The organism is Psychrobacter sp. AOP31-B2-9 (assembly GCF_052378005.1).
Classification (GTDB): Bacteria; Pseudomonadota; Gammaproteobacteria; order Pseudomonadales; family Moraxellaceae; genus Psychrobacter.
In genome coordinates this window covers 1-21,985 of record NZ_JBQSXG010000023.1, presented here as the reverse complement: position 1 = coordinate 21,985, position 21,985 = coordinate 1, and the positions used below count along the sequence as shown (strand labels likewise).

Below are 21,985 nucleotides of genomic sequence, written 5' to 3'. Positions count from 1 at the left end.
AAACCGCTCATAATAAAAACCCACCGCTATTTAATAGCGGTGGGTTTTTTTGCAAATAAATTATGGTTTAGATAGCTGGCTATCTATTTATCTACTACTTATTTGGTCACCAAGCCACTCAACTCACTCATCAATACTGACAATGTTGACAGCGTGATCTGACGGTTTTCATCATTGGCATACAACTGATCTAATTTGCTCATTTCTGCTGTGACAGATGTCAAATGATCTGAATGGCGTGAGTACCACTCATCAAATGCTTGTTTCGCATCTGGTTTGGATAAGATAGCATCCATCAGTAGACGCAAACTACGTGACAGCTCATTCATTAATGCATGGCGAGCACGACGATCCCAATAACCTTGCTGCGGTAAAGTCGCGATGTTATCCGCCATCCAGTCTAGTTGCAAGACATGATAAGCCTCAAAGTATAAGGTTGCAATCTCATCGACAGGACGCTCATATAGTTCTGCTAAGAGCGCTGTATCAAGCGCATCCACATGATAAGGCATCATAGCAAATAACGCCGCATCACTGTTAGACAGGTCGTCTTGCATCAATTTGGTGGTATCTTTTTGTAAATACTCTGCAAATTTCTGCTCAATAAACCCATCTGGTTTGGTCAGTTTTTCAACACTGTCATTAAATCGGCTGATCATATCAGAGACTTGCAAATCTTGGCCAAAGGCATTGATAAACCAAACAACGCCACTCTCAAGCGAATCACGTAGACGTAGTTCAAGGCTTAGCAACACAGTAGCATCGATTTGATTGTCTAATGATTCAAGCGTTTTCCAAGCTTTTGATACATCAAAGACATCACGGCTGATCGCATAACCACGCACGATGGTAGCAAGCGACTGATCTGTTTCCTCGAAAAGACGGAACAATGCTTCGATGCCTAGGCGGTTAACCACACTATTGGTTAGATAAGTACTAATGATTTCGCGATGCAAGCGATGCTCGGTCATCTCATCGAAGAAACGTGACGCCAGCTCATCTGGGAAGTACTTACGTAGCTCATTAATGAAGTAAGGATCGTCTGGCAAATCAGAAGACAATAAGTTGTCGTATATCCACATCTTGCCATAGGCCATCACGACTGCCAGTTCAGGGTTGGTCAGACCGGTATGAGATTTTTGACGTTTGGCAATTTCTTCATCAGATGGCAAGTATTCAATTGCACGATCCAGACGCCCTTCACCTTCTAGCATCTGAATAAAGCGTTGGTGATCGCTGAGGTTCGCTGATGCACGAAGTTGACTCAGCTCAATTGCCTGAGGTTGCAGATAGTTCTGGCGCAGTACCAGCTCTGCTACGGTGTCGGTCATACTCTCAAGCAGCTCATTACGTTGCTTAATCGTCATATCGCCTTGCTCAACGATCTTACCTAGTAGGATTTTGATATTGACTTCATGATCCGAGCAGTTAACACCGCCTGAGTTGTCGATTGCATCTGTGTAGATACGTCCACCGGTTTGAGCGTATTCGATACGACCTTGCTGAGTTAGACCTAAGTTACCACCTTCACCAACGACGGTTGCACGTAGCTCATTACCATCAATACGTAGTGAATCATTCGCACGGTCACCAACGTCAGCATGCGTTTCGTTCGCACTTTTGACATAAGTACCGATACCACCATTCCAAATAAGATCGACAGGAGCGCGTAGTAACGCACTAATCAAATCATTCGGTGCAAGGCTGTCTTCACTAATATCAAAGAGCGATTTCATCTCAGGACTGATAGTGATGGTTTTGTCTTGGCGTGAGAAGATACCACCACCTTGACTGATTAATGACGCTTCATAATCTGCCCACGATGAGCGTGGTAATTCAAACAAGCGTGCACGCTCAGCGTATGAAGCCACAGTGTCTGGATTAGGATCAATAAAGATATGTAGATGGTTAAATGCAGCGACCAGCTTGGTATGTTTTGAGAGCAGCATGCCGTTACCGAACACATCACCGCTCATATCGCCGATACCGACTACGGTAAAGTCATCACGGTTTTGGATGTCCATACCGCGCATACGGAAATGACGTTTAACCGACTCCCATCCACCGCGAGCTGTGATACCCATTGCTTTATGGTCATATCCGACTGAGCCACCTGATGCAAAGGCATCATCTAGCCAGAAGTTGTACTCTGCTGCTAGTGCATTGGCAATATCAGAGAAAGTCGCTGTACCTTTGTCTGCTGCGACAACTAAGTACGGGTCATCTTCATCATGGCGTACCGTATTGGCTGGCGGGATGATTTTGCCATCGACAATATTGTCCGTGACATCAAGCATACCGCGCAGGAATGTTTGATAACAAGCAATACCCTCTGCTTGAAACGCTTCACGACCATCAGCCATAGATTTGGTTTTGACGATAAACCCGCCTTTTGAGCCAACTGGCACGATAACAGCGTTTTTGACCATCTGAGCTTTGACCAGCCCAAGCACTTCAGTACGGAAGTCTTCCATACGATCTGACCAGCGCAGACCACCACGGGCAACTTTACCACCGCGTAAATGTACGGCTTCTACGCGCGGCGAGTAAACAAATATTTCAAACATTGGTTTTGGTTTTGGCAGGTTAGGAATATCTGCTGCCAAAAACTTAAATGACAAACGGTCTTTGCGTTGCCCGTTTTCATCTGTTTGATAAAAGTTAGTACGAACCATGGCGTTGATCAAATCCAAATACCAACGCAAGATAAGATCTTCGTCTAGACTATCTACATCTGCTAGCGCTGCGATGATTTTTTCTTGTATCTGCGCAGCTTTCTGTGTTCGCTCGTCTTCGTTGTGTTCTGGATTCATGCGGGCATCGAATAGGCTGGCTAGCGCTACACTGATATCGCTGTTTTTGACCACAGTTTGTTGAATGTAATTGCTAGAGAATGGTGCTCGAGCTTGTAACATATAACGCGATAATGCTCGTAATAAGACCACGCCATAGGTGTCCAAGTTGGTCGTCAATACCAGCTCATTAAAGGAGTCGCTTTCAACTTTTCCAGCCCAAATTTGTTTGAGACTGTCTTCAAACTGACCGCGTACCACTTGCATATTGACAGTATCAACATGCTCAAGCGTCAGCTCATACTCTTGCATCCAAATAGGCTGCTCTGGCAAGTCAAACTCATAGGTTTGTGCTGAGATGACTGATACGCCGAAGTTTTCGAGGATTGGCAAGACCTTGGACAAGATGACAGGTTGCTCACGACCGTAGAGTTTTAGATGCAGCTGGTTACTTGCATCACCTGTTGATTGGTACAAGTGCCAAATCATTGGTTGCTCTGTCGTCAATACCGCCAAACGCTTGGTATCTTCAACGGCAGTACGAGCATCAAAACGCTCTTGATATGCGGCGGGAATATAGTTTAAGAATCGACGATTTAAAGCATTGGCTTGTTGTTCACCGACATTATCGAGCAGTACTTTCTGATAGTTATCAGTCCATGATTGCATCAACTCGGATAACTTAGCCTCAAGCGCAGGTGTATCAACCTCATTTACTTGACCTGGTACTGTGCGCACATGGACATGGACACGAGCATGTTCAGATTCATTGAACTCAGTGGTAAAGCCAGACGAAGTTCCGCCATAAGCATCTTTTAGTACGTTTTGCACCTTGATACGCAGTTCAGTATTGAACTTGTCACGTGGAATATAAACTAAGCAAGACACAAAACGTTGATAATGATCAATACGGCTGAATAGGCGCAGACTCTTTTTGTCTTGTAACTGACTGATACCCGAAACGATTGGATATAACTCTTCAACGCTGGCTTGAAATAAATCATCACGTGGCAAAGTATTAATAACATGCATCATTTTGTGATGTGCATGACCATCACGTGGCAACTCTGCCATCGCCATTATTTTATTAGCTTTTTCACGCAATAATGGTATTTGTTGTACAGTCAGTTGATACGCTTGTGAGGTTAACAAGCCAATAAATCGATACTCCCCAACCAGTTTACCGTTATCATCAAACTTATGAATACCCAAAAAGTCCATGTATACAGGACGATGTACAGGTGATACACGACTTGACTTAGAGAGCATCAATACTCTTGGCTCAGTCAATAGTTGCTTTAATACTTTAGGTAGTTGGCTAAAACTTTGTGATAATTTATCTTCTTCAGAACCACGTAAGAGACCCAAACCGCTATTACCAATAGCAAATAAATCTAAGGCAGTAGGATTCTTATCCACCTCTACTGCTTGTCCACCTTCTAAGCGATACTCTCGATATCCGAGAAATATAAAATGATCGTCTAATACCCAATCTAAAAACGCCTGTATTTCTTGATGAGAATAAAATGCTTCTGGTAACTGTTTATGAGACAGCTCATCTTTAATATGAGTCAACTGTGCTCGCATCTGTGCCCAATCACCAACGACTGTATCTAGCGTATCAATTTTTGCTCGTAGCATCTGCTGTAAAGATTCTAAGTCTTTGTTATCTTGATAAGCAATCTCACAATGAATCAAAGACAGATGAGACGTCGCACTTTCATTGGCACTTTCAATATGCGTAATTTGATCATTATCATCACGTTCAACATTGATAATAATATTATAAGTACGATGAATATCGATACCTTCCGCTTCTAAGCTCATCAAAATTGTATCGACTAGGAAAGGTCGATCATAAGCCACAATTTGAATAACTGTGTGCGAGCTGTGAAAGTGCTGCTCTTCCGCTTTGGGGTTCAACACTGTCAATTGCGGGTAATTGCCTTCATAAGCTTTAAGCAGGGTAAAATGATGCAGCGCCATACCTGCTAGATCAGCATTATTGATATTTTTTGCCACTTCTTGATGCAAAGGTTGGTAGTAGCTATGAATAAAGTGATCAAATAGCGATTTGTCTTTTTGTACGTAACTGGTAGCAATATCGCTTATTTGGCTGATGCGCTCTGTTGCGATACTGAGAGAGTTTGGCATTTTATTTTTTCCTTTTTTATAGGTTTGGTTGATCCATTATTTATGTAAATTAAGTCATGCGTTTACTTACTAATACTGCCTGCATATATTGAATGTTGTTTATGCCGCGATGCAGTATATCCATTTATAAAAATTATTCTGTTTTTTATTACTTTTTTACGTTTCTCCCCTGTTTCTATTTTAATGTCATAGGGCTAAGTGATATTCAAGTGACCCTCACCCCCTTAATTTATTGAAGTGTAACGTAACTAAGGCGCTAGCAGACGTTTGCAACTTCATTTCATGAATTAGCAAGACATCAATAACCTTTTCTAATGAAACAGCTTTCGAATTTATAGGTGACTGCGCACTAGTAGGTGGATACTCATGGCAATCAGTACGACTTTTTTGTTAGAATATGCCGATGTATTTACGAGTGTGTGACTCACTCATTATTAATTTTAACGCTAAGGGCGAGACGTATGATGAATATTTTGGTGATTGGCTCAGGTGGTCGCGAACATGCGCTAGCATGGCAGTGCGCAAAAGACGATAAAGTCGATAATGTTTACGTCGCTCCTGGTAACGCTGGTACTGCACTTGAGCCTAAATGTCAGAATATTACTTTAGAACCAGTCGCTGGTGCTGATGAACACAGTGCTGTAATAAGTTTTTGCCAAGATAATGCTATCGACATGGTTATCATTGGACCAGAAGCACCTTTAGTCACAGGAATCGTTGATGCCTGCCGTGATGCTAATATCAAAGTATGGGGCCCGACTGCTTACTGTGCACAACTAGAAGGCTCAAAAACTTTCGCCAAAGAGTTTATGGCACAGAACAACATTCCAACGGCTGCTTATCAAGGTTTTACAGAAGCAACGGCTGCCAAAGCCTATGTTAGTAAACAAGGCGCGCCAATTGTTATCAAGGCTGATGGTTTAGCGGCTGGTAAAGGCGTCATCGTTGCCGAAACTATCGAGCAAGCACATGAAGCAATCGACGACATGCTAGCAGACAATAAATTTGGGGATGCGGGCAGTCGTGTGGTTATCGAGCAGTTTTTACAAGGCGAAGAAGCCAGCTTTATCTGCATGATTGATGGTGACAACATCTTACCGATGGCAACCAGTCAAGATCATAAGCGAGCCTTTGAAGGTGATACAGGACCGAACACTGGTGGCATGGGTGCCTACTCTCCTGCACCAGTTGTGACTCAGGATGTACATGACAAGGTCATGAGCCAAGTCATTCAGCCGGTGGTTGATGCCATGAAAAATGCTGGACATCCTTATACTGGATTTTTATATGCAGGCCTTATGATTGATGACGCAGGTGACCCTTATGTTATCGAGTTTAACTGCCGCTTTGGTGATCCAGAGACACAGCCCATTTTGATGCGTCTACAGTCTTCAATGGTAGATTTGGTCGAACAAGGACTGGCTGGTCAATTGCCTAGTGAGGCTAAATGGGATAAACGCCCTGCTCTGGGCATTGTTTTGGCGTCTAAAGGCTATCCAGAAACGTCTTCAAAAGGCGATGTTATTACTGGCTTACCAGCGTTAGGCAGCAATGATGACAATGCTGTGAAAGTATTCCATGCGGGCACTGCATTTTCTGACAGTAATGCTGGAGATTCTGAGAAAGAAGTCATTACCAACGGTGGTCGTGTGCTATGCGTAACGGCATTAGCAGACAATATTGCTGATGCTCAACAAGCAGCACTAGTTGTAACAGGTGCGATTAGTTTTGATGGTGCGCAATATCGCCGTGATATCGGTCACCATGCTGTTACTCGTGAAAACGCTCAATAATTGAGTGGTTTGTCTTAAATTAATAAAAAATTCTGCACTCTATTATTTGACCTAGCATGATGCTAGGTCTTATTTTTTTTAGATTAAAAATATAATATAGTCAAATCCATATGAATCCGCTACATCGTCATCCTCGCTGACCGTACTAATGTATCGCTTGCACTCGGTTTCCTTGTGTCGAAGTTATTTGAACTCAACTATATTAATGATCCTGCTGTTTTTCTAAAATTTAGCTTTCTAAAAATACTTATTTCTACAAAATTATATATTGTAAAACAACGTCGTACAGAGTAACTGCTATTAGCCTCTATGAGGCATCAACCAAGTACGTTTTATATGATACAATTTTGTACCTGTATATCGTATCTCCCTTGATTTGTAGTTCCCTTACCCACAAATCAGTACCAACTGACTGAATGATTATATTTATGGCAAATGATACGTCTAAATCGTCTAACAATAAGCAATCAATCGATACCCTAAAAACGTCAGGCTTTGAGCGTCGAATGTCGATTGCCAAAACATCTTTAAATATTGGTCGTCGTTGGGCAGGTAATAGCGTGTCTGGTATGTTCTTAGGTAAAGAAGCACGTACAGCTCGCAACCAAGCTTTTATGGAAGATCAAGCTACTTATCTTGCGGCAGAGCTTGGTAAGTTAAAAGGCTCTGTGGTAAAAATTGGTCAGATGTTAGCGATTTATGGCGAGCATATTTTGCCTCCCGAAATCACACGTGCATTGCAAACGCTTAACGATAATACCGCCACACTATCATGGCCAACGATTGAACAAACCTTACGTAGATTATTAGGCGATAAGTTAAATGACCTAGAGGTAGATCCAATTCCTATTGGAACCGCGTCACTTGCTCAAGTTCACCGTGCAACCGTATTAGAAACTGGTGAGCAAGTCGTGCTAAAAATACAATACCCTGGTGTGGCAGAAGCTATCAATTCAGATCTGTCTTTATTCAAGCAATTACTAAAAGTTAGTAATATTGTGCCGCAAACCCGTTCACTCGATGCGTGGCTTGAAGAGATACGCGACCTACTCCATCATGAAGTTGATTACGAAGCGGAAGCGGAGACCACAGAGCGTTTTTATGAGCGTCTCAGTCATGATTCACGTTATATAGTGCCTAAAATCAATCGAAACTACTCAAAAAAACGCCTATTGTGTATGTCTTATGAGCCTGGCATCACGGTAGTTTCCGAAGAGTTGCAGATGCTGTCTCATGAGCGTCGTAACGCGATTGGTCAAGCCGCTATTGAAATTATGATGCAAGAGATATTTGTTTGGGGCGAAATGCAAACTGATCCAAACTTTGGTAACTATTTGGTGCGCGTCAGTGATGACAAAGATGATATAGATAGGTTGGTATTATTGGATTTTGGTGCAATTCGTCAATTTGATAAACATCTATTGACCATTGCCCATGGTTTATTAAAAGCAGGTTATCATCATGACCATCAGGCAATGGTACTAGCGATGACTGGTTATGACTTCTTTGATAGCATGAGCGATAAAGTTAGATCGGATGTAGCTTCGCTGTTTTTGCTGGCGACAGAACCTTTTAGTGACCCTACTATAAACCCAGATATTCCAACTGACAGCTTGGATCAGGATAATCGTTATATTTGGGCCAACAGTAAACTGCATTCACGTCTATCAACTAAAGCATCAAAAGCCATGCAGTCTTTTGAATTTAATCTCCCACCAAAAGAATTTATGTTTATCAGCCGAAAATTTATTGGTGCGTATACTTTTTTGACAGTTTTGGACGCACATACCTACTCTGATAAGTTGGTAAAGCCCTTTTTATAGATTAAACGACGCACGATTTTTGAACTGCCCTTTAGTGGCAGTTTTTTTATGTATGATTTTTTTTGCTTAGGCTATTTTATATTTTATTAAATAGATATACCTTAATCATCTGTCACCGTTTATTTTTATTACTTAGGCTATTTTTCTTCGTCAACACTCTCAATTCGCCAATCATCAAACCTTGTTTTATAGCCTTCTGGCTTAAAAATGCTCAGCTCCCAGCATGTCTCTCCACGCGCTAGATACTTGACTTCAAAATGTGTACGCTGACTGTCTGCCGCTACTTTATATCGAGTGTTTGGTAAGCACCATACCCTGGTTGCCTGCTGCTCTGCATTATCCATATATGCTTCAATATTGGTGACTAGCACAACTTCCCCGCCTACCTGCAAACGTGACAATAGAAACTCAAAAAAAGGCATATTCAACCATTGCTGATTGGGGTTATGCTGTTCAGGATTGGGATAAAGAATAAAGATTTTTACCAAACTGCTTGGTTTGATAGCATGCACTGTCCATGCAATGGCATCAGCATGAATCGCATCTAAGTTCGGTGAAGATTGTATTGCTGCTAGTTTGGCAAACGCTTCGAATTTGTTGCGTGTACGCTCAATCGCTATCAAATGCTTATCAGGATTGTGTGCTGCAAAACCAAGCGCATGCTTGCCCTTCCCTGCACCAATCTCTAATACCAAAGGGCTATGATTTTTATTATTAATGATATCTGGAATGATAAAGTCACGCGGTGCTGAGAGCTTTTGCGGTTGAAATACTCGCAATTTTTGATGCGTAAGCTCAATATTGTCAGTCATCTACTATCCTTAAAATATTTGTCTTTTGCCATTATTTGACCACATGCTATTATATAGTTAATCGGCTTTAATAGCAGGATTTGCCGTTTACTATTATTTGATATAATTTTTTGCTTAGGCTATTACTAATTTTCCTATTATTGGTTTTCTTCATGTCCCAATACTATTAAACCAGCTATATTTATTCACGATGTTTATTATACAAAAATCCTCGAGGATGCTCTCACACTTATTATGACCGAACCTACTCCCAACATATCTCCGAAGACTTATCCTTGCCCACGTTGCAACACTCAAACTGCATGGCAGGACAATAAATACAAACCGTTTTGCAGTAAGCAATGCAAACTGATTGATTTGGGCGCATGGGCAAATGAAGATTACACTTTGCCTGCGGAAACCACGCCTTTCTCTGACGAACTATAACTTCTAATTTTTTTATTCACTTATCATCCTAAGGATGTTTTACATGTCTGCTACTTACTTGATGCCCACTTACAACCGTCAACCGATTAGCTTTACACGCGGTTCAGGCAGTTGGTTATACACAAAAGATGACACGCCTTATTTAGATGCACTAACTGGCATTGCAGTTTGTGGACTGGGGCATTGCCACCCACATGTGACTGATGCCATTCGACAGCAAGCATCCATCTTGGTGCATACCAGTAACTTATTCGGTATCGACTGGCAAGAACGTGCAGGAGAAATCCTATGCACTGCCGCTCAGATGGACAGTGTGTTTTTTGCCAATAGTGGTGCTGAAGCAAACGAAGCGGCATTAAAAATGGCACGATTATATGCACATAAACAAGGATTCAAACGTCCAAAAGTCATTGTTATGGAGCATTCATTTCACGGTCGTACGCTACTCTCATTATCAGCCACTGCCAATCCCAAAGCGCGCGAAGGCTTTTATACATTAAATGAAGACTTTATTCGCGTACCATTTGGTGACATTGCGGCCATCCAACAGGCGGCACAAGATCACGATGAGATTTGCGCTATTTTTGTAGAGCCCATACAAGGTGAAGGTGGTCTCAATACAGCGGCCAATGGCTTTGCTTATCTTGAAGACTTACAAGCAGAATGTGAAGCTCATAACTGGTTGTTTATGATAGATGAGGTACAAACAGGTAATGGCCGTACTGGTAAGTATTTCGCTTATCAACACAGCAATGCACGCCCTGATGTGCTAACGACGGCTAAAGGGTTGGGTAACGGTTTCCCAGTTGGTGCTTGTATGGTAAGTGGCCGTGCCAATGGCTTATTTGGCGCTGGTAGCCATGGTTCAACTTATGGTGGCACGCCGTTGGCCAGTCGCGTGGTTCATAGTGTGTATGACGTATTAGCCAACAGCGATATTATGAATAACGCGGTCACCGAAGGGTTGTTTATTCGTGAGACGGTAGTCGATACGCTAGGACAGTATGACATCAGCAGTCGCGGTGCCGGTATGATGATTGGTATTGTATTACCTGAAGACATGGACTGTAGCCAGCTCGTAAATCGTGCTCGTGATGAACAGAATCTAATCATCAATGTCACAGGCGGTCATGTAATACGCTTATTACCGCCGCTTAATATGAATCGTGATGAAAGCACACAGGTGGCTGAGCGTTTGATCAACTTATTAAAACCTTCTGTTTAAGAGGTGGTTTTTTAAGACAGGTATACTCAAGTATGCCTGTTTTATTTCACCAACCGTTAAATATAAAAAAAGACATAAGCTTATCGGCTTATGTCTTTTTTATGGGCTAATAAGAAAAATTATGAACGGGCTTCAAACGCATCCTCAAAGATACCAACGATTTGTTCGTGATTTGCTTGAACAGGGTTAGTTAAACCACATACGTCTTTAAGTGCATTGGTCGCTAACTCGTCGAAATCTTCACGTTTAACACCAAGCTCTTTTAACGACTTCGGAATATTGACAATATCTGCCAGTTTTTTAATCGCGTCAATTGTATTCAAACCCGCTAAGTCGCTATTATTGTCACTTAAAATCTGACCAACGGTATTCAACCTTTCTGTAGCCGCTGATTCATTGAATGCTTCGACATGTGGTAATAGCAGCGCATTACATACACCATGCGGTAAATCATACATGCCACCTAATTGATGAGCCATTGCATGAACATAACCAAGTGATGCATTGTTAAATGCCATTCCTGCTAAGAATTGAGCATAGGCCATGTTTTCTCGAGCGACCATGTTTTTCGGTTCTTTTACGGCGGTCGGTAAAGAAGTTGCTATGAGCTCAATAGCTTTGACAGCACAGGCATCTGTAATCGGGCTGGCACCTGTAGATACATAAGCCTCTACTGCATGGGTCAATGCATCCATACCAGTCGCCGCCGTCAAACCAGCAGGCATATTAGACATGATACCAGAATCGTTAATCGACAAAATAGGCGTGACATTGGTGTCAACTATCGCCATTTTAACATGGGTATTCTCGTCTGTAATAATACAGAAGCGGGTCATTTCAGAGGCAGTACCTGCGGTGGTATTGATGGATACTAACGGCAGTTGAGGTTTTTTTGATTGGTCAAGGCCTTCATAGTCTTCAATCTTGCCACCATTGGTTGCAACCAATGCGATTGCCTTAGCACAGTCATGAACCGACCCGCCACCGAGCGATATCATCAAATCTGCATCAAATGATTTTAGTTCTGCAAGTCCTGCATCGACATTACCGACTGTTGGATTAGGCTGAACTTCGGTAAAAATTTTGACTTTTATGCCTTTTGATTCAAGGGGTTTTGTGACTTGATCTACGACACCGATCTTTTCGAGAATACTGTCAGTAACGATGAATATCTTTTTACAGTTGAGCTTTTCTAGCTGCTCAATACCTTTTTCTAAAGCACCTTCACCGACTAAGTTGCTAGAAGGCATAAAAAATTGTGATAAAGCCATGGTAATATCCTTATTAAGTTAATCTAATTAAAAATTTGGCGTTTAGCTAAATAGAATAGTAATGATCCACTCCTTTAGACCACCAAAATTATCATATCATAACTTTGAAAAAAACAAATATTAATTTGTTATATTATATCATTATGGTCTATTTATTTACATAAGTGTTGTGAATCTTACTTCTAAGTAGAATACTTAAAAAAGTATGGTCCGTTAAGCAATCAATTTAGCCCACTCTGAAAATGGGTTATTCATCAACTGCCAATTTTTAGGACCTTGGGCCATTTCCTCATCGTTGAGCAAGCAATCATTGAACTTATCGATAAGATCTGACTCATCCATTTCTATACCAATCAACACAATTTCCTGACGGGCGTCACCTGTACTCTCGTCCCAATTACTTTCTATGATGTCACGATTCTGCTGATCTTGTGGCCACTCCTCTTCAGGAACTGTTGCCCACCAGTACCCAGCCAGACCATGTCTGGCCATCGCACCGGCTTGTGACCAAGAACCTGCCAGCTTAGGATTAGACGCGAGCCAAAAGAAACCTTTTGAGCGCACCACACCTTTCCATTCTGTATTAATAAAATCGTAAAAACGCTGCGGATGAAAGGGACGACGGGCTCGATAAACAAAACTACTGATGCCATACTCCTGTGTCTCTGGTATATGCTCTCCCCTAAGCTCTTTTAACCAGCCTGGTGCCTCAGAGGCTGCCTCAAAATCAAATAAGTTGGTATTCAAGAGCTTATCTAAATTGACCTGACCAAACTGAGAAACCTCAATTTTAGCTCGTGGATTTAAGGAATGAATAATCGCTAGTAGTCTTTCTTTCTCGTCATCTGAAATCAAATCCACTTTATTCAACACAATGACATCACAAAATTCAATTTGATCAATCAGCAAATCAACCACGGTACGCTCATCTTCCTCACCTAGTGACTCACCTCGAGATTGTATGCTGTCATAAGAGCTGTAATCTTTTAAAAAATTAAAAGCATCAACGACAGTAACCATGGTATCTAAACGAGCAAATTCATTCAGGGAGAAACCATCGTCATCTTCAAAAGTAAAAGTTTCTGCCACAGGTAACGGTTCAGAAATGCCTGTTGATTCGATAACCAGTTGATCAAAGCGATTGTCTTCTGCCAGACGTCGTACCTCTATCAACAAGTCTTCTCGCAAGGTGCAACAAATACAACCATTGCTCATCTCAACCAGCTTTTCATCGGTTCGGGACAGCTCGGCCCCACCGTCTCTGACCAATGCTGCATCAATATTTACTTCAGACATATCGTTTACGATAACCGCTATGCGCCTACCCTCACGATTATTCAAGATATGATTGAGTAGCGTGGTTTTACCTGCGCCTAAAAACCCAGACAACACTGTCACAGGCAGTTTTTTTTCGATGGCTAAAGAATTACTCATTGGCTCTCTCTTCTCTATCAATTTATATATAGTCAAATCTATATAAATCCGTCACATTGTCATCCTCGCTAACCATACTAAGGTATGGCTTGCACTCGATTTGCCTGTATCGAAATTATTTGAACTCAACTATATTTGTTATCAAAATCTGTTATCAAATATGCTTAAAGAATACTGCTTCTTAAATACTGGTTCTTAAATATGGTCATAACAAATTAGAATCCTTTAAAAATAGTGAAAATAGTGACGATTAGTCTAGAGTCTGTTGAGTATTCAAATTGAGACAGACAAGCAAGGAGAGGATCTACTACGATGATCAGGACCCCATGTGCGATAACCAGCACTATCAATATGAATTTGTCCAGAACTGTAAACTCCAAGCCCCATGTTTAACGCCGCTCCCTTCTCCTGCCAAAACGTACAAAGTCTTTTTTTAGTTTCTATAATCTGTATTGTCTCTAATGTATCTGGCGCTTCGCTTCCAATACGAAAATCTATGGCAGTATTCAATACGTGACGCGAGGTATCAGCACCTTTGGCGCAGCGGTTCAAATTAAAATTTCGATAAACGGATGTGACGGTAAAATCACGAACCACCTTGTCATCGACAAGCACTTTCATTATTTGAAGTGTGGGGACAATATTTGACCATAACTCTGTAGGTGGTATTTCAAACTCTGCGGCACCGCATTTTTCCCAGTCTCTAGCACTTTGAAAAAACTCATGATCTGGTACGTAGCCAACCAACCCCTTACTTTTTAAAAAAGAAGTGTATTCCATAGCCTGTTGCTGATTGACGCTGTCACTTAGCCATATACGGTAAGTGTCTGGAGTTTGTTTTTGATGAACTAGCTCTGAATTTTGTACTGAAGGCAAATGCACTAATGGGTCTTTTGCTTGTCTATGGGCGAATTTTTCACGTGACTGGTTGACCAAGTTTTTTTCTGAATGGCTCTGATTTGAATAATCATGGTTTGAGTGATTGCTTGGCATGACTGTCGGCACATACTGACTATCAACAGACTGATGGGCACAAGCTGTTAGAAAACATATAGGATAAAAAACGGAGCACAGAATAAAGACACTATATTTCATTTGAAGCCATCTACATTAAAAATGCACAGGTAAAACAGCAAGCATCGCTATACTTGCTAAGTATTTAGTTATGTTATAACATAACATTTTACAATTCAACTGAGTTTTGCATATTAATGATTAATGATCTTCCTGATATTTCTGCGAACCTAAAAGCACCGCCCAATTCTGCTTGTTTAGACTGGGTCGGTATGGAACATATAGCCCTACCTATTTATATTGAAAACACACTTTGTCCAAGCGATATAAGCGCTTTTGTTAGCCTAGATGATCCTGCTATCAAGGGCATCCATATGTCTCGGTTGTATATCAAGTTACTAGAATTGGCCAAATTAAAAAACCTTAATACCTCCCACCTCAAAGAGACATTGCAGGGCTTTCTCAACAGCCATAAGGGGTTATCTAATCATGCAAAGCTACATATAAAAAGCCAGCTATACGTCGAACGGCCAGCATTAATCAGTCCGCTAACTGGCTGGAAGAGTTACCCCTTTGAGCTATCCTGCCAGCTTATTGACCGTCAGTTTTTCGTGGAAGTTCAGATTGAGGTTCCTTACTCATCTACTTGCCCTTGTTCGGCGGCCCTATCACGCAGCTTAATTCAGCAGCAGTTTCAAAAAGCCTTATCCGAAGAGCGATTCGATCTGACCAATGCAGCAGAAGTTATCGATTGGTTAGGGACTACCGAGGCCATTGTTGCAACACCGCACAGCCAGCGTAGCGTCGCTCAATTACAGTTTAAGCTATCCACTGCTGTATCTGAATTGTCGCTCATCGCCCTCATTGACCAAGCAGAACACGCCCTTGCCACACCTGTACAGACAGCGGTAAAGCGTGTCGATGAACAGGCTTTTGCACTGGCAAACGGACAAAACTTGATGTTCTGCGAAGATGCAGTACGGCGGCTACATCATACATTCTTGGACTATGCCAATATTTTAGGATTTAAATTCAAAGTCATTCATGCAGAAAGCCTGCATGCCCATGACGCGGTCGCAGAAGGCTCATGGCAATGGTAAATACAAACACGTCTATTTTTCTGACCATGGAACACGGCAAAAAAGGCCAAGAGTACTGCTTTGATACGGTTATGAGTCATATTCCTTGGAATGACCAAGGATTAATAGCCGCAATCGCACAAGACGTGCAGACCAAAGAGGTGTTAATGATGGCTTGGGTCAATGCCGAGGCACTCATAGAAACCTTAACCACTAAAAGGGTCTGCTATTGGTCACGTTCCAGACAAACCTTATGGCGAAAAGGAGAAAGCTCTGGGCACCATCAGCAGCTGATCGATGCCAAATTAGATTGTGATGGTGATGCGGTCTTGTTTTCCGTTCAGCAGCATGGCGCTGCCTGTCATACTTTTCGACCCAGTTGTTTTTATCTAGGCTTAGAATTGACACGAGTATCAATCTTAAGCAATCCTTTATCCAATACCAATAAGACCTCTTATGATTCGTAAAAACCCATCCGGCGACCTTCCTATCATTCACCAAACGGCCTATGTCGACCAAACGGCTATTATTTGCGGCAAAGTGATTATTCACGCCAATGTCTTCATTGGGCCTTATGCCGTGATCCGTGCTGATGAAGTAGATGCACAAGGTGAAATGGAACCTATCATCATCGGTGCCAACTCAAACATTCAAGACGGAGTGGTTATTCACTCTAAAGCTGGAGCTGCCGTCACCATAGGAGAAAACTCTTCTATCGCTCATCGCTCTATCATTCATGGACCTTGCGAAATTGGACATCATGTCTTTATTGGCTTCAATAGCGTTTTGTTCAATTGCAAAGTCGGTAATAGAAGTGCCGTGAGACACAATGCTGTGGTTGACGGACAAGACTTACCTAATAGTTTTTATGTTCCCGCTATCAGCCATATTCATGCCACGACTGACTTGAGTGACTTCCCCCCGATGGACATATCTATTAGCGAGTTTTCAGAAAGTGTGGTGAGTACCAACATCGAGCTGGTGCAAGGATATAAGGCCTTACATAATGAGTTTTAGTAACCTAACATTTGATAATCTACCAAAAATCATCATTCGTAATGCTGTGATCGTAAATGAAGGCATTCAAAAAACGAGTGATGTACTGATAGAAAATGGCCGCATCCAAAAAATACAATCCAGTATTACAGGTATCTCTGATGCAAAAAACATCGATGCTGAAGGTGGCTGGCTCATTCCAGGGATGATTGATGACCAAGTACACTTTAGAGACCCTGGGGCACCGCAAAAAGGCACTGTAAAATCAGAATCGATGGCAGCGGTAGTTGGTGGTATCACAAGTTATATGGACATGCCCAATACACAGCCTGCGACACTGGATTTGAATGCACTTCATCAAAAGAAGCTAAACGCTGCCACGCATAGCATGGCAAATTACGCTTTTCACTTCGGTGTCAGCGCCGACAATATAGATATCATCGAACACCTAGACCCTAAGCTCGTTAGTGGCGTTAAAGTGTTTATGGGCGCATCGACAGGTAACATGCTGGTCGATGACCCACAAACCCTAGAGCGCTTATTTTCAAATGTACCCACTATCTTACTGACCCATTGCGAGTCAACGCCTCGTATCAGAACGCGTGAGCAACACTATAAAGAAAAATACGGTGACGACATTCCTGCTGTAATGCATGCCCGTATTCGTGACAAACAAGCTTGCTTTGAAAGCTCAAGCATGGCGGTTGCGTTGGCTGAAAAATACGGTACGCAGCTACACGTATTGCATATCACCACAGCCAAAGAGATTCGTCTGTTTAAAAACCTACCACTCGATAAAAAGCATATTACCGCTGAGGTTTGTGTGCATCATTTAAGTTTTGATGATACGGATTATGAAACATTAGGACACCTCATCAAATGTAATCCAGCCATCAAAACAGCACAAGATCGTCAAGCGTTGATCCAAGCGGTATCAGAGTCCAATCGTTTGGATATTATTGGCACTGACCACGCACCGCACACTTGGCAGGAAAAGCAGCAAAGTTACTTCAATGCACCAGCTGGATTACCCCTTGTGCAACATGCTTTACCTGCACTGATGGAGTTGGTTGCGGACAAACAGATGAGTATCGAAACCATGGTGCGCAAGACATCGCATCAAGTGGCAGACTTGTTTCGTATTAAAGACCGAGGCTATATACGTGAAGGCTATTGGGCAGATTTAGTATTGCTCAAAGAAAACAAAGAAAAAGTCATGGTCAGTGACACTCATAACTATATGCACTGTAACTGGACGCCTTTTGCACATAAAGCTTTTCGATATTCTGTAGCCACCACCATCATCTCAGGACAGCTTGCATGGCATCAAAACCAGCTGTTCCCAAACTGCCGTGGTCAATCTCTTGAGATCGACCGTTAGGGTCTATTGAACATTCAACAAACGCTAATCACTATAATTACTAATTGATAGATTACTTATGAATATCCAAATAACCAGTCACCAAAACGCTCAGCAACTTTCAATTGACGACCCTATATCGATTGCGACTTTACTAGCAATCTATAAACCGCCTGCTTATAAAAAGGTGTTTTTGGCTAAAGTTGATAGCCAATATGTTGACTTACAACATCTTATAACTGAAGACTGTCACATCCAGCTGATCACCGCTCAAAATGATGAGGCGTCGATACTGCAACGCGATTCATTTGCTTATCTGCTGGCAAGGTCGGTTTTACACTTATATCCAAACGCCAAACCTGTACAGTATCAAACTACAGATACTGGTTTTTATTATGACTTTGCAGAGACGCCTAATTTCAACGAAGATCATCTCCATGAAATCTCAAACGTCATGCAAGACATGGTTCAAAAAAAGCAGCCTATAGCAAGTGGCTATATTTCTCTAGCTGATGCTGTCACTTACTTTAGCTTAGAGAACCCACTGAAATCAGAATACTTAAAACAATGTATTTTAAAGCAACAAAGCTTAAAGCAACATAGTTTGAAGCAGTGTAGAGAACAGAGCGCATCGATAACGACTTTGTTTCAACCACATACACATAATGGCAGTGGTAGCATGAAAGATGTTTATCTGTCCCCTTTGGTTGCAAATACTTCATTTTTGCCACACTTCAAAATTACTCATGTATCAGGCGCCTATTGGCAAGGTGACGCGAGTCAACCTATGCTACAACGAATATATGTCACCTGCTGGGCTGCTCGAAAACAACTGACCGATTATTTGAAACAACAAGCAGAAGCAGCAAAAAGAGATCATAGAAAACTGTCACAGCAACTGGATTTATTACACTTTGACGAACGAGCCCCAGGGGCTGTTTTTTGGCATGCGAAAGGATGGAAAGTCTTTCAATTACTAACGGGATATTTGCGTCATCAACAAGAAGAAGCAGGATACACTGAGGTCAATACACCGGATGTCATGGATCGCGAATTGTGGGAGATTTCAGGGCATTGGCAGAATTACAAACAGCAAATGTTTTCGGTAGAAACCCCTGACGAAAAAACCTACGCGTTAAAACCGATGAGTTGTCCCGGTGCAGTCTGTCTCTATGGTCATGATCTAAAAAGCTATAGAGAACTGCCTCTCAAAATGGCAGAGTTTGGTAAAGTTCACCGTTATGAGCCTTCAGGTTCGCTGCACGGCTTGATGCGCGTTCGGCATTTTACTCAAGATGATGCGCATATATTTTGTACCAAAGATCAGCTTCTATCAGAGTGTGTCAGTACCATCCGCTTGATTTATAAAATCTATCAGCATTTTGGATTTGATAATATTTCTATCAAAGTATCTACCCGTCCAAAAAACAGAATAGGATCTGAGCAAATATGGGACTTTTTAGAACAGACCCTAATTCAGTCTTTACAAGACATTGATATCGCTTATGAGGTCAGTGAAGGAGAAGGCGCATTTTATGGCCCTAAAATAGAATTCACGCTAAAAGACGCGATAGGCAGAGAGTGGCAATGCGGCACTATTCAAGTAGATTTAAACCTGCCAGAGCGCTTTGATCTTAGCTATATTAACGAAGATAACCAAAAACAAAGGCCGGTGATGCTACACCGCGCTATATTTGGTTCGCTTGAGCGGTTTATCGGTATTTTGATTGAGCATTACGCAGGTCACCTACCCTTTTGGCTTGCTCCTGTCCAAGTGATGATAATCACTATTTCTGAAAATCAGCAGGCTTATGCCAATCAAGTTTTAAAGCAACTAAAAGATTTATCGTTGCGAGTGGAATGTGACTTTGGTAGAGACAAACTTGGCTATAAAATTCGCAAGCATACCTTACAGAAAATACCATTTATTTTACTGATTGGAGAAAAAGAGTTAGAGCAATCTAGTGTTAGAATCCGTACCAGTAAAGGTACGGACTTAGGATTACTGCCGATAGATGAATTAGCAGGTTTTTTTGTAACAACAGTGGGCAGCCAAACTGCAGATGAGTACATTAAAGAAACGATAGTCAGTTAAACTGAATAAAGAGGCTGTTTATCATATACCTCTTAGGGTGTGTCTTCATTTTAGGCACGCTCTAATGGGCATGAAAGTACTTTTTTAAGACTTCTAAGCAACGAATAATCTTAGCTGGTTGCTGTTCAGCATTCAAGGTAACTGCATATAATACAAAGCTTGGTAATTGATACCCTGTCAAAACTTCAACGAGCTCACCACTTTCAAGCTCTTTTTTGATATCCATTTCCATCATTCTTACCAAACCATGACCTTCTTTGGCCAAAGTAGTTGCCATAAAGACATTATTGGTATAAATGTGTGAGTTCATTTTTATGCGCGTTTTTTTGCCACTTTCTGTTTGAACCATATCAATCTGGTTAGCATCCTTCATGATTTCAATACAAATTAGCTGATGATTTGCTAGATCTTTAGGTGTTTGTAGCTTAGCATGTTGGCGTAGATATTGTGGTGAGGCAACGAGCATCTGACGCACATCAGTCAGTGGATGATTACTCAGGCTGGAGTCGTTTATCGAAGGACTCATACGGATTGCAATATCAATGCGCTCATCAATCATATCAACATAATGGTTGTCTGCCAGATAAGTGAGACTCAGATCATCATGTGCCGCCATCCACGTAGAGAGTGCAGGCAAAATATGATTGACACCCAACTCAGGAGTTGTCGCCACACGCAAGCTACCCGCTAACTCATCACGCAACTGATTGACTTTAATTTTACCTTGTTCAGCAGCACTCACCACATCCTTGGCTGCTTCATAAAAGCTTTCACCAGCTTCTGTTAGACTAAGTTTTCGGGTTGAACGATGAAGCAGTACCACACCCAAATCATTTTCTAAGGAACGAATTTGTTGGCTGACTGCACTGGTAGTAATACCTAGCTCACGAGCTGAACCACTAAAAGAACCGTGTCCGACCACACTGGCGAACACGGCCATACCGCGTAAATTCTCTAACATACTTTCACCTAAGCTGTATTTCAGTTTTTAATATAACTTAACTATTATAACGAATTTTTAATTTACCTTATAGTAACTAAAGGTACTGAATTGGTTGTGTTTTACAAGTCCAAAAAACAAAAATATCAAGATGATAGTATAACCTCACCTTGATATTTTATAAGGAAATTTCACTAGGCAACTATATAGAATTTCAAATAAATTTAATAATACTTTTTCTGACTGCTTAATACAAATGTACTTTACCCATCCTTCCTTCACCACGCTCAGTCAAATATTGCATCACAGGCGTACTCAACAGTTTTGATTCTGCTAACGCTGTGGCTTGTACTAGACGTTTTTGTTGGCGACGTTCAGGTGTTTTATTTTCAGCTATCATGATACTACCATCAATTTTTAGGTCGATATTTGCTTGCGTAAACTGCTGTTTCAGCTTAGCCGCTAACTGCTGAAAAGTAGCTTGTAAGTGACGACTATCCACACTAGTTACAAAGACTGCCTTGCCGTCACACAGTCCTGTCATCATACCTTGTCGAGCAAGCGCTAGCTCATCTGGAGCCAAGATATCTACTTCGCGTGCCGTTTGTAACCAATAATCCCATTTTTCTGGTGTCCACTCTCCTATTAACTCCTGCGCTGGACAACGTAGCAAAACACGAGGGTCATCATGCTGAGAAGTTAACTGGGAATTATTTGCATCAGGCTCAACAATTGGTTCAGGCTCAACAATTGGTTCAGGCTCAACAATTG

15 protein-coding genes and 1 pseudogene are annotated in these 21,985 nt (G+C 41.6%); 9 read left to right on the top strand and 7 right to left on the bottom strand.

The features are described 5' to 3' along the window. Positions 1 to 98 precede the first annotated feature (98 nt). Complete coding sequence (locus ACT3SX_RS04545) at positions 99 to 4,946, bottom strand: NAD-glutamate dehydrogenase (protein WP_192519171.1); 4,848 nt, start codon at positions 4,944 to 4,946, stop codon at positions 99 to 101. Positions 4,947 to 5,410: 464 nt separating this feature from the next. Between ACT3SX_RS04545 and purD the strand changes: the two genes are divergently transcribed. Together purD and ACT3SX_RS04535 are read left to right on the top strand one after the other, a co-directional pair. Then, a complete protein-coding gene (purD, locus tag ACT3SX_RS04540) occupies positions 5,411 to 6,739 on the top strand; it encodes a phosphoribosylamine--glycine ligase (protein ID WP_192519184.1) in 1,329 nt (442 codons plus the stop codon). A gap of 428 nt (positions 6,740 to 7,167) precedes the next feature. Further along, on the top strand, positions 7,168 to 8,562 hold the full coding sequence (locus ACT3SX_RS04535) for an ABC1 kinase family protein (protein ID WP_442069495.1): 1,395 nt from the start codon (positions 7,168 to 7,170) through the stop codon (positions 8,560 to 8,562). A gap of 137 nt (positions 8,563 to 8,699) precedes the next feature. Here ACT3SX_RS04535 and ACT3SX_RS04530 read toward each other — a convergent pair whose 3' ends face one another. Further along, positions 8,700 to 9,374 (bottom strand): DUF938 domain-containing protein, encoded by a 675-nt coding sequence (locus tag ACT3SX_RS04530; protein WP_192519173.1) that lies wholly within the window; start codon positions 9,372 to 9,374, stop codon positions 8,700 to 8,702. A 234-nt stretch (positions 9,375 to 9,608) separates the two neighbouring features. Between ACT3SX_RS04530 and ACT3SX_RS04525 the strand changes: the two genes are divergently transcribed. Together ACT3SX_RS04525 and ACT3SX_RS04520 are read left to right on the top strand one after the other, a co-directional pair. After that, positions 9,609 to 9,800 (top strand): DNA gyrase inhibitor YacG, encoded by a 192-nt coding sequence (locus ACT3SX_RS04525; protein WP_192519174.1) that lies wholly within the window; start codon positions 9,609 to 9,611, stop codon positions 9,798 to 9,800. Between the two features lie 43 nt (positions 9,801 to 9,843). Then, on the top strand, positions 9,844 to 11,025 hold the full coding sequence (locus ACT3SX_RS04520) for an aspartate aminotransferase family protein (protein ID WP_192519175.1): 1,182 nt from the start codon (positions 9,844 to 9,846) through the stop codon (positions 11,023 to 11,025). A 119-nt stretch (positions 11,026 to 11,144) separates the two neighbouring features. Here ACT3SX_RS04520 and ACT3SX_RS04515 read toward each other — a convergent pair whose 3' ends face one another. The 3 genes from ACT3SX_RS04515 to ACT3SX_RS04505 form a co-directional block, all read right to left on the bottom strand. After that, complete coding sequence (locus ACT3SX_RS04515) at positions 11,145 to 12,296, bottom strand: iron-containing alcohol dehydrogenase (RefSeq protein WP_192991782.1); 1,152 nt, start codon at positions 12,294 to 12,296, stop codon at positions 11,145 to 11,147. A gap of 213 nt (positions 12,297 to 12,509) precedes the next feature. Beyond that, positions 12,510 to 13,730 carry a zinc metallochaperone GTPase ZigA gene (zigA, locus tag ACT3SX_RS04510; protein WP_192519177.1) on the bottom strand — a complete coding sequence of 407 codons (1,221 nt, stop codon included), beginning with the start codon at positions 13,728 to 13,730 and terminating at the stop codon, positions 12,510 to 12,512. A gap of 273 nt (positions 13,731 to 14,003) precedes the next feature. After that, entirely contained in the window at positions 14,004 to 14,825 is an 822-nt protein-coding gene (locus tag ACT3SX_RS04505; RefSeq protein ID WP_225739154.1) for a D-Ala-D-Ala carboxypeptidase family metallohydrolase, read from the bottom strand. A 116-nt stretch (positions 14,826 to 14,941) separates the two neighbouring features. Here ACT3SX_RS04505 and folE2 point away from each other — a divergent pair, with 116 nt between their 5' ends. The 5 genes from folE2 to thrS are packed head-to-tail and all read left to right on the top strand — an operon-like array spanning position 14,942 to position 20,274. Further along, positions 14,942 to 15,844 (top strand): GTP cyclohydrolase FolE2, encoded by a 903-nt coding sequence (gene folE2, locus ACT3SX_RS04500; RefSeq protein WP_192519178.1) that lies wholly within the window; start codon positions 14,942 to 14,944, stop codon positions 15,842 to 15,844. Continuing rightward, positions 15,832 to 16,290: a phosphoribosyl-AMP cyclohydrolase gene (gene hisI, locus ACT3SX_RS04495; RefSeq protein WP_192519179.1), complete on the top strand. Its 459-nt coding sequence runs from the start codon at positions 15,832 to 15,834 to the stop codon at positions 16,288 to 16,290. Before folE2 ends, hisI begins: the two co-directional genes overlap by 13 nt. Continuing rightward, the gene (locus ACT3SX_RS04490) at positions 16,280 to 16,840 is read left to right on the top strand and encodes a gamma carbonic anhydrase family protein (protein ID WP_192519180.1); all 561 of its coding nucleotides are present in this window, start codon (positions 16,280 to 16,282) and stop codon (positions 16,838 to 16,840) included. Before hisI ends, ACT3SX_RS04490 begins: the two co-directional genes overlap by 11 nt. Further along, complete coding sequence (locus ACT3SX_RS04485; RefSeq protein WP_192519181.1) at positions 16,830 to 18,200, top strand: dihydroorotase; 1,371 nt, start codon at positions 16,830 to 16,832, stop codon at positions 18,198 to 18,200. Before ACT3SX_RS04490 ends, ACT3SX_RS04485 begins: the two co-directional genes overlap by 11 nt. Before the next feature lie 58 nt (positions 18,201 to 18,258). Further along, positions 18,259 to 20,274, top strand: a complete 2,016-nt coding sequence (gene thrS / locus ACT3SX_RS04480; RefSeq protein WP_192519182.1) for a threonine--tRNA ligase — start codon at positions 18,259 to 18,261, stop codon at positions 20,272 to 20,274. Positions 20,275 to 20,335: 61 nt separating this feature from the next. On the opposite strand, the gene ACT3SX_RS04475 is transcribed toward thrS, so the two are convergent. After that, positions 20,336 to 21,235: a LysR family transcriptional regulator gene (locus ACT3SX_RS04475; RefSeq protein ID WP_192519183.1), complete on the bottom strand. Its 900-nt coding sequence runs from the start codon at positions 21,233 to 21,235 to the stop codon at positions 20,336 to 20,338. 226 nt (positions 21,236 to 21,461) lie between these two features. Then, a pseudogene (locus ACT3SX_RS04470) lies at positions 21,462 to 21,985 on the bottom strand (DNA polymerase III subunit gamma/tau); the annotation flags it as partial.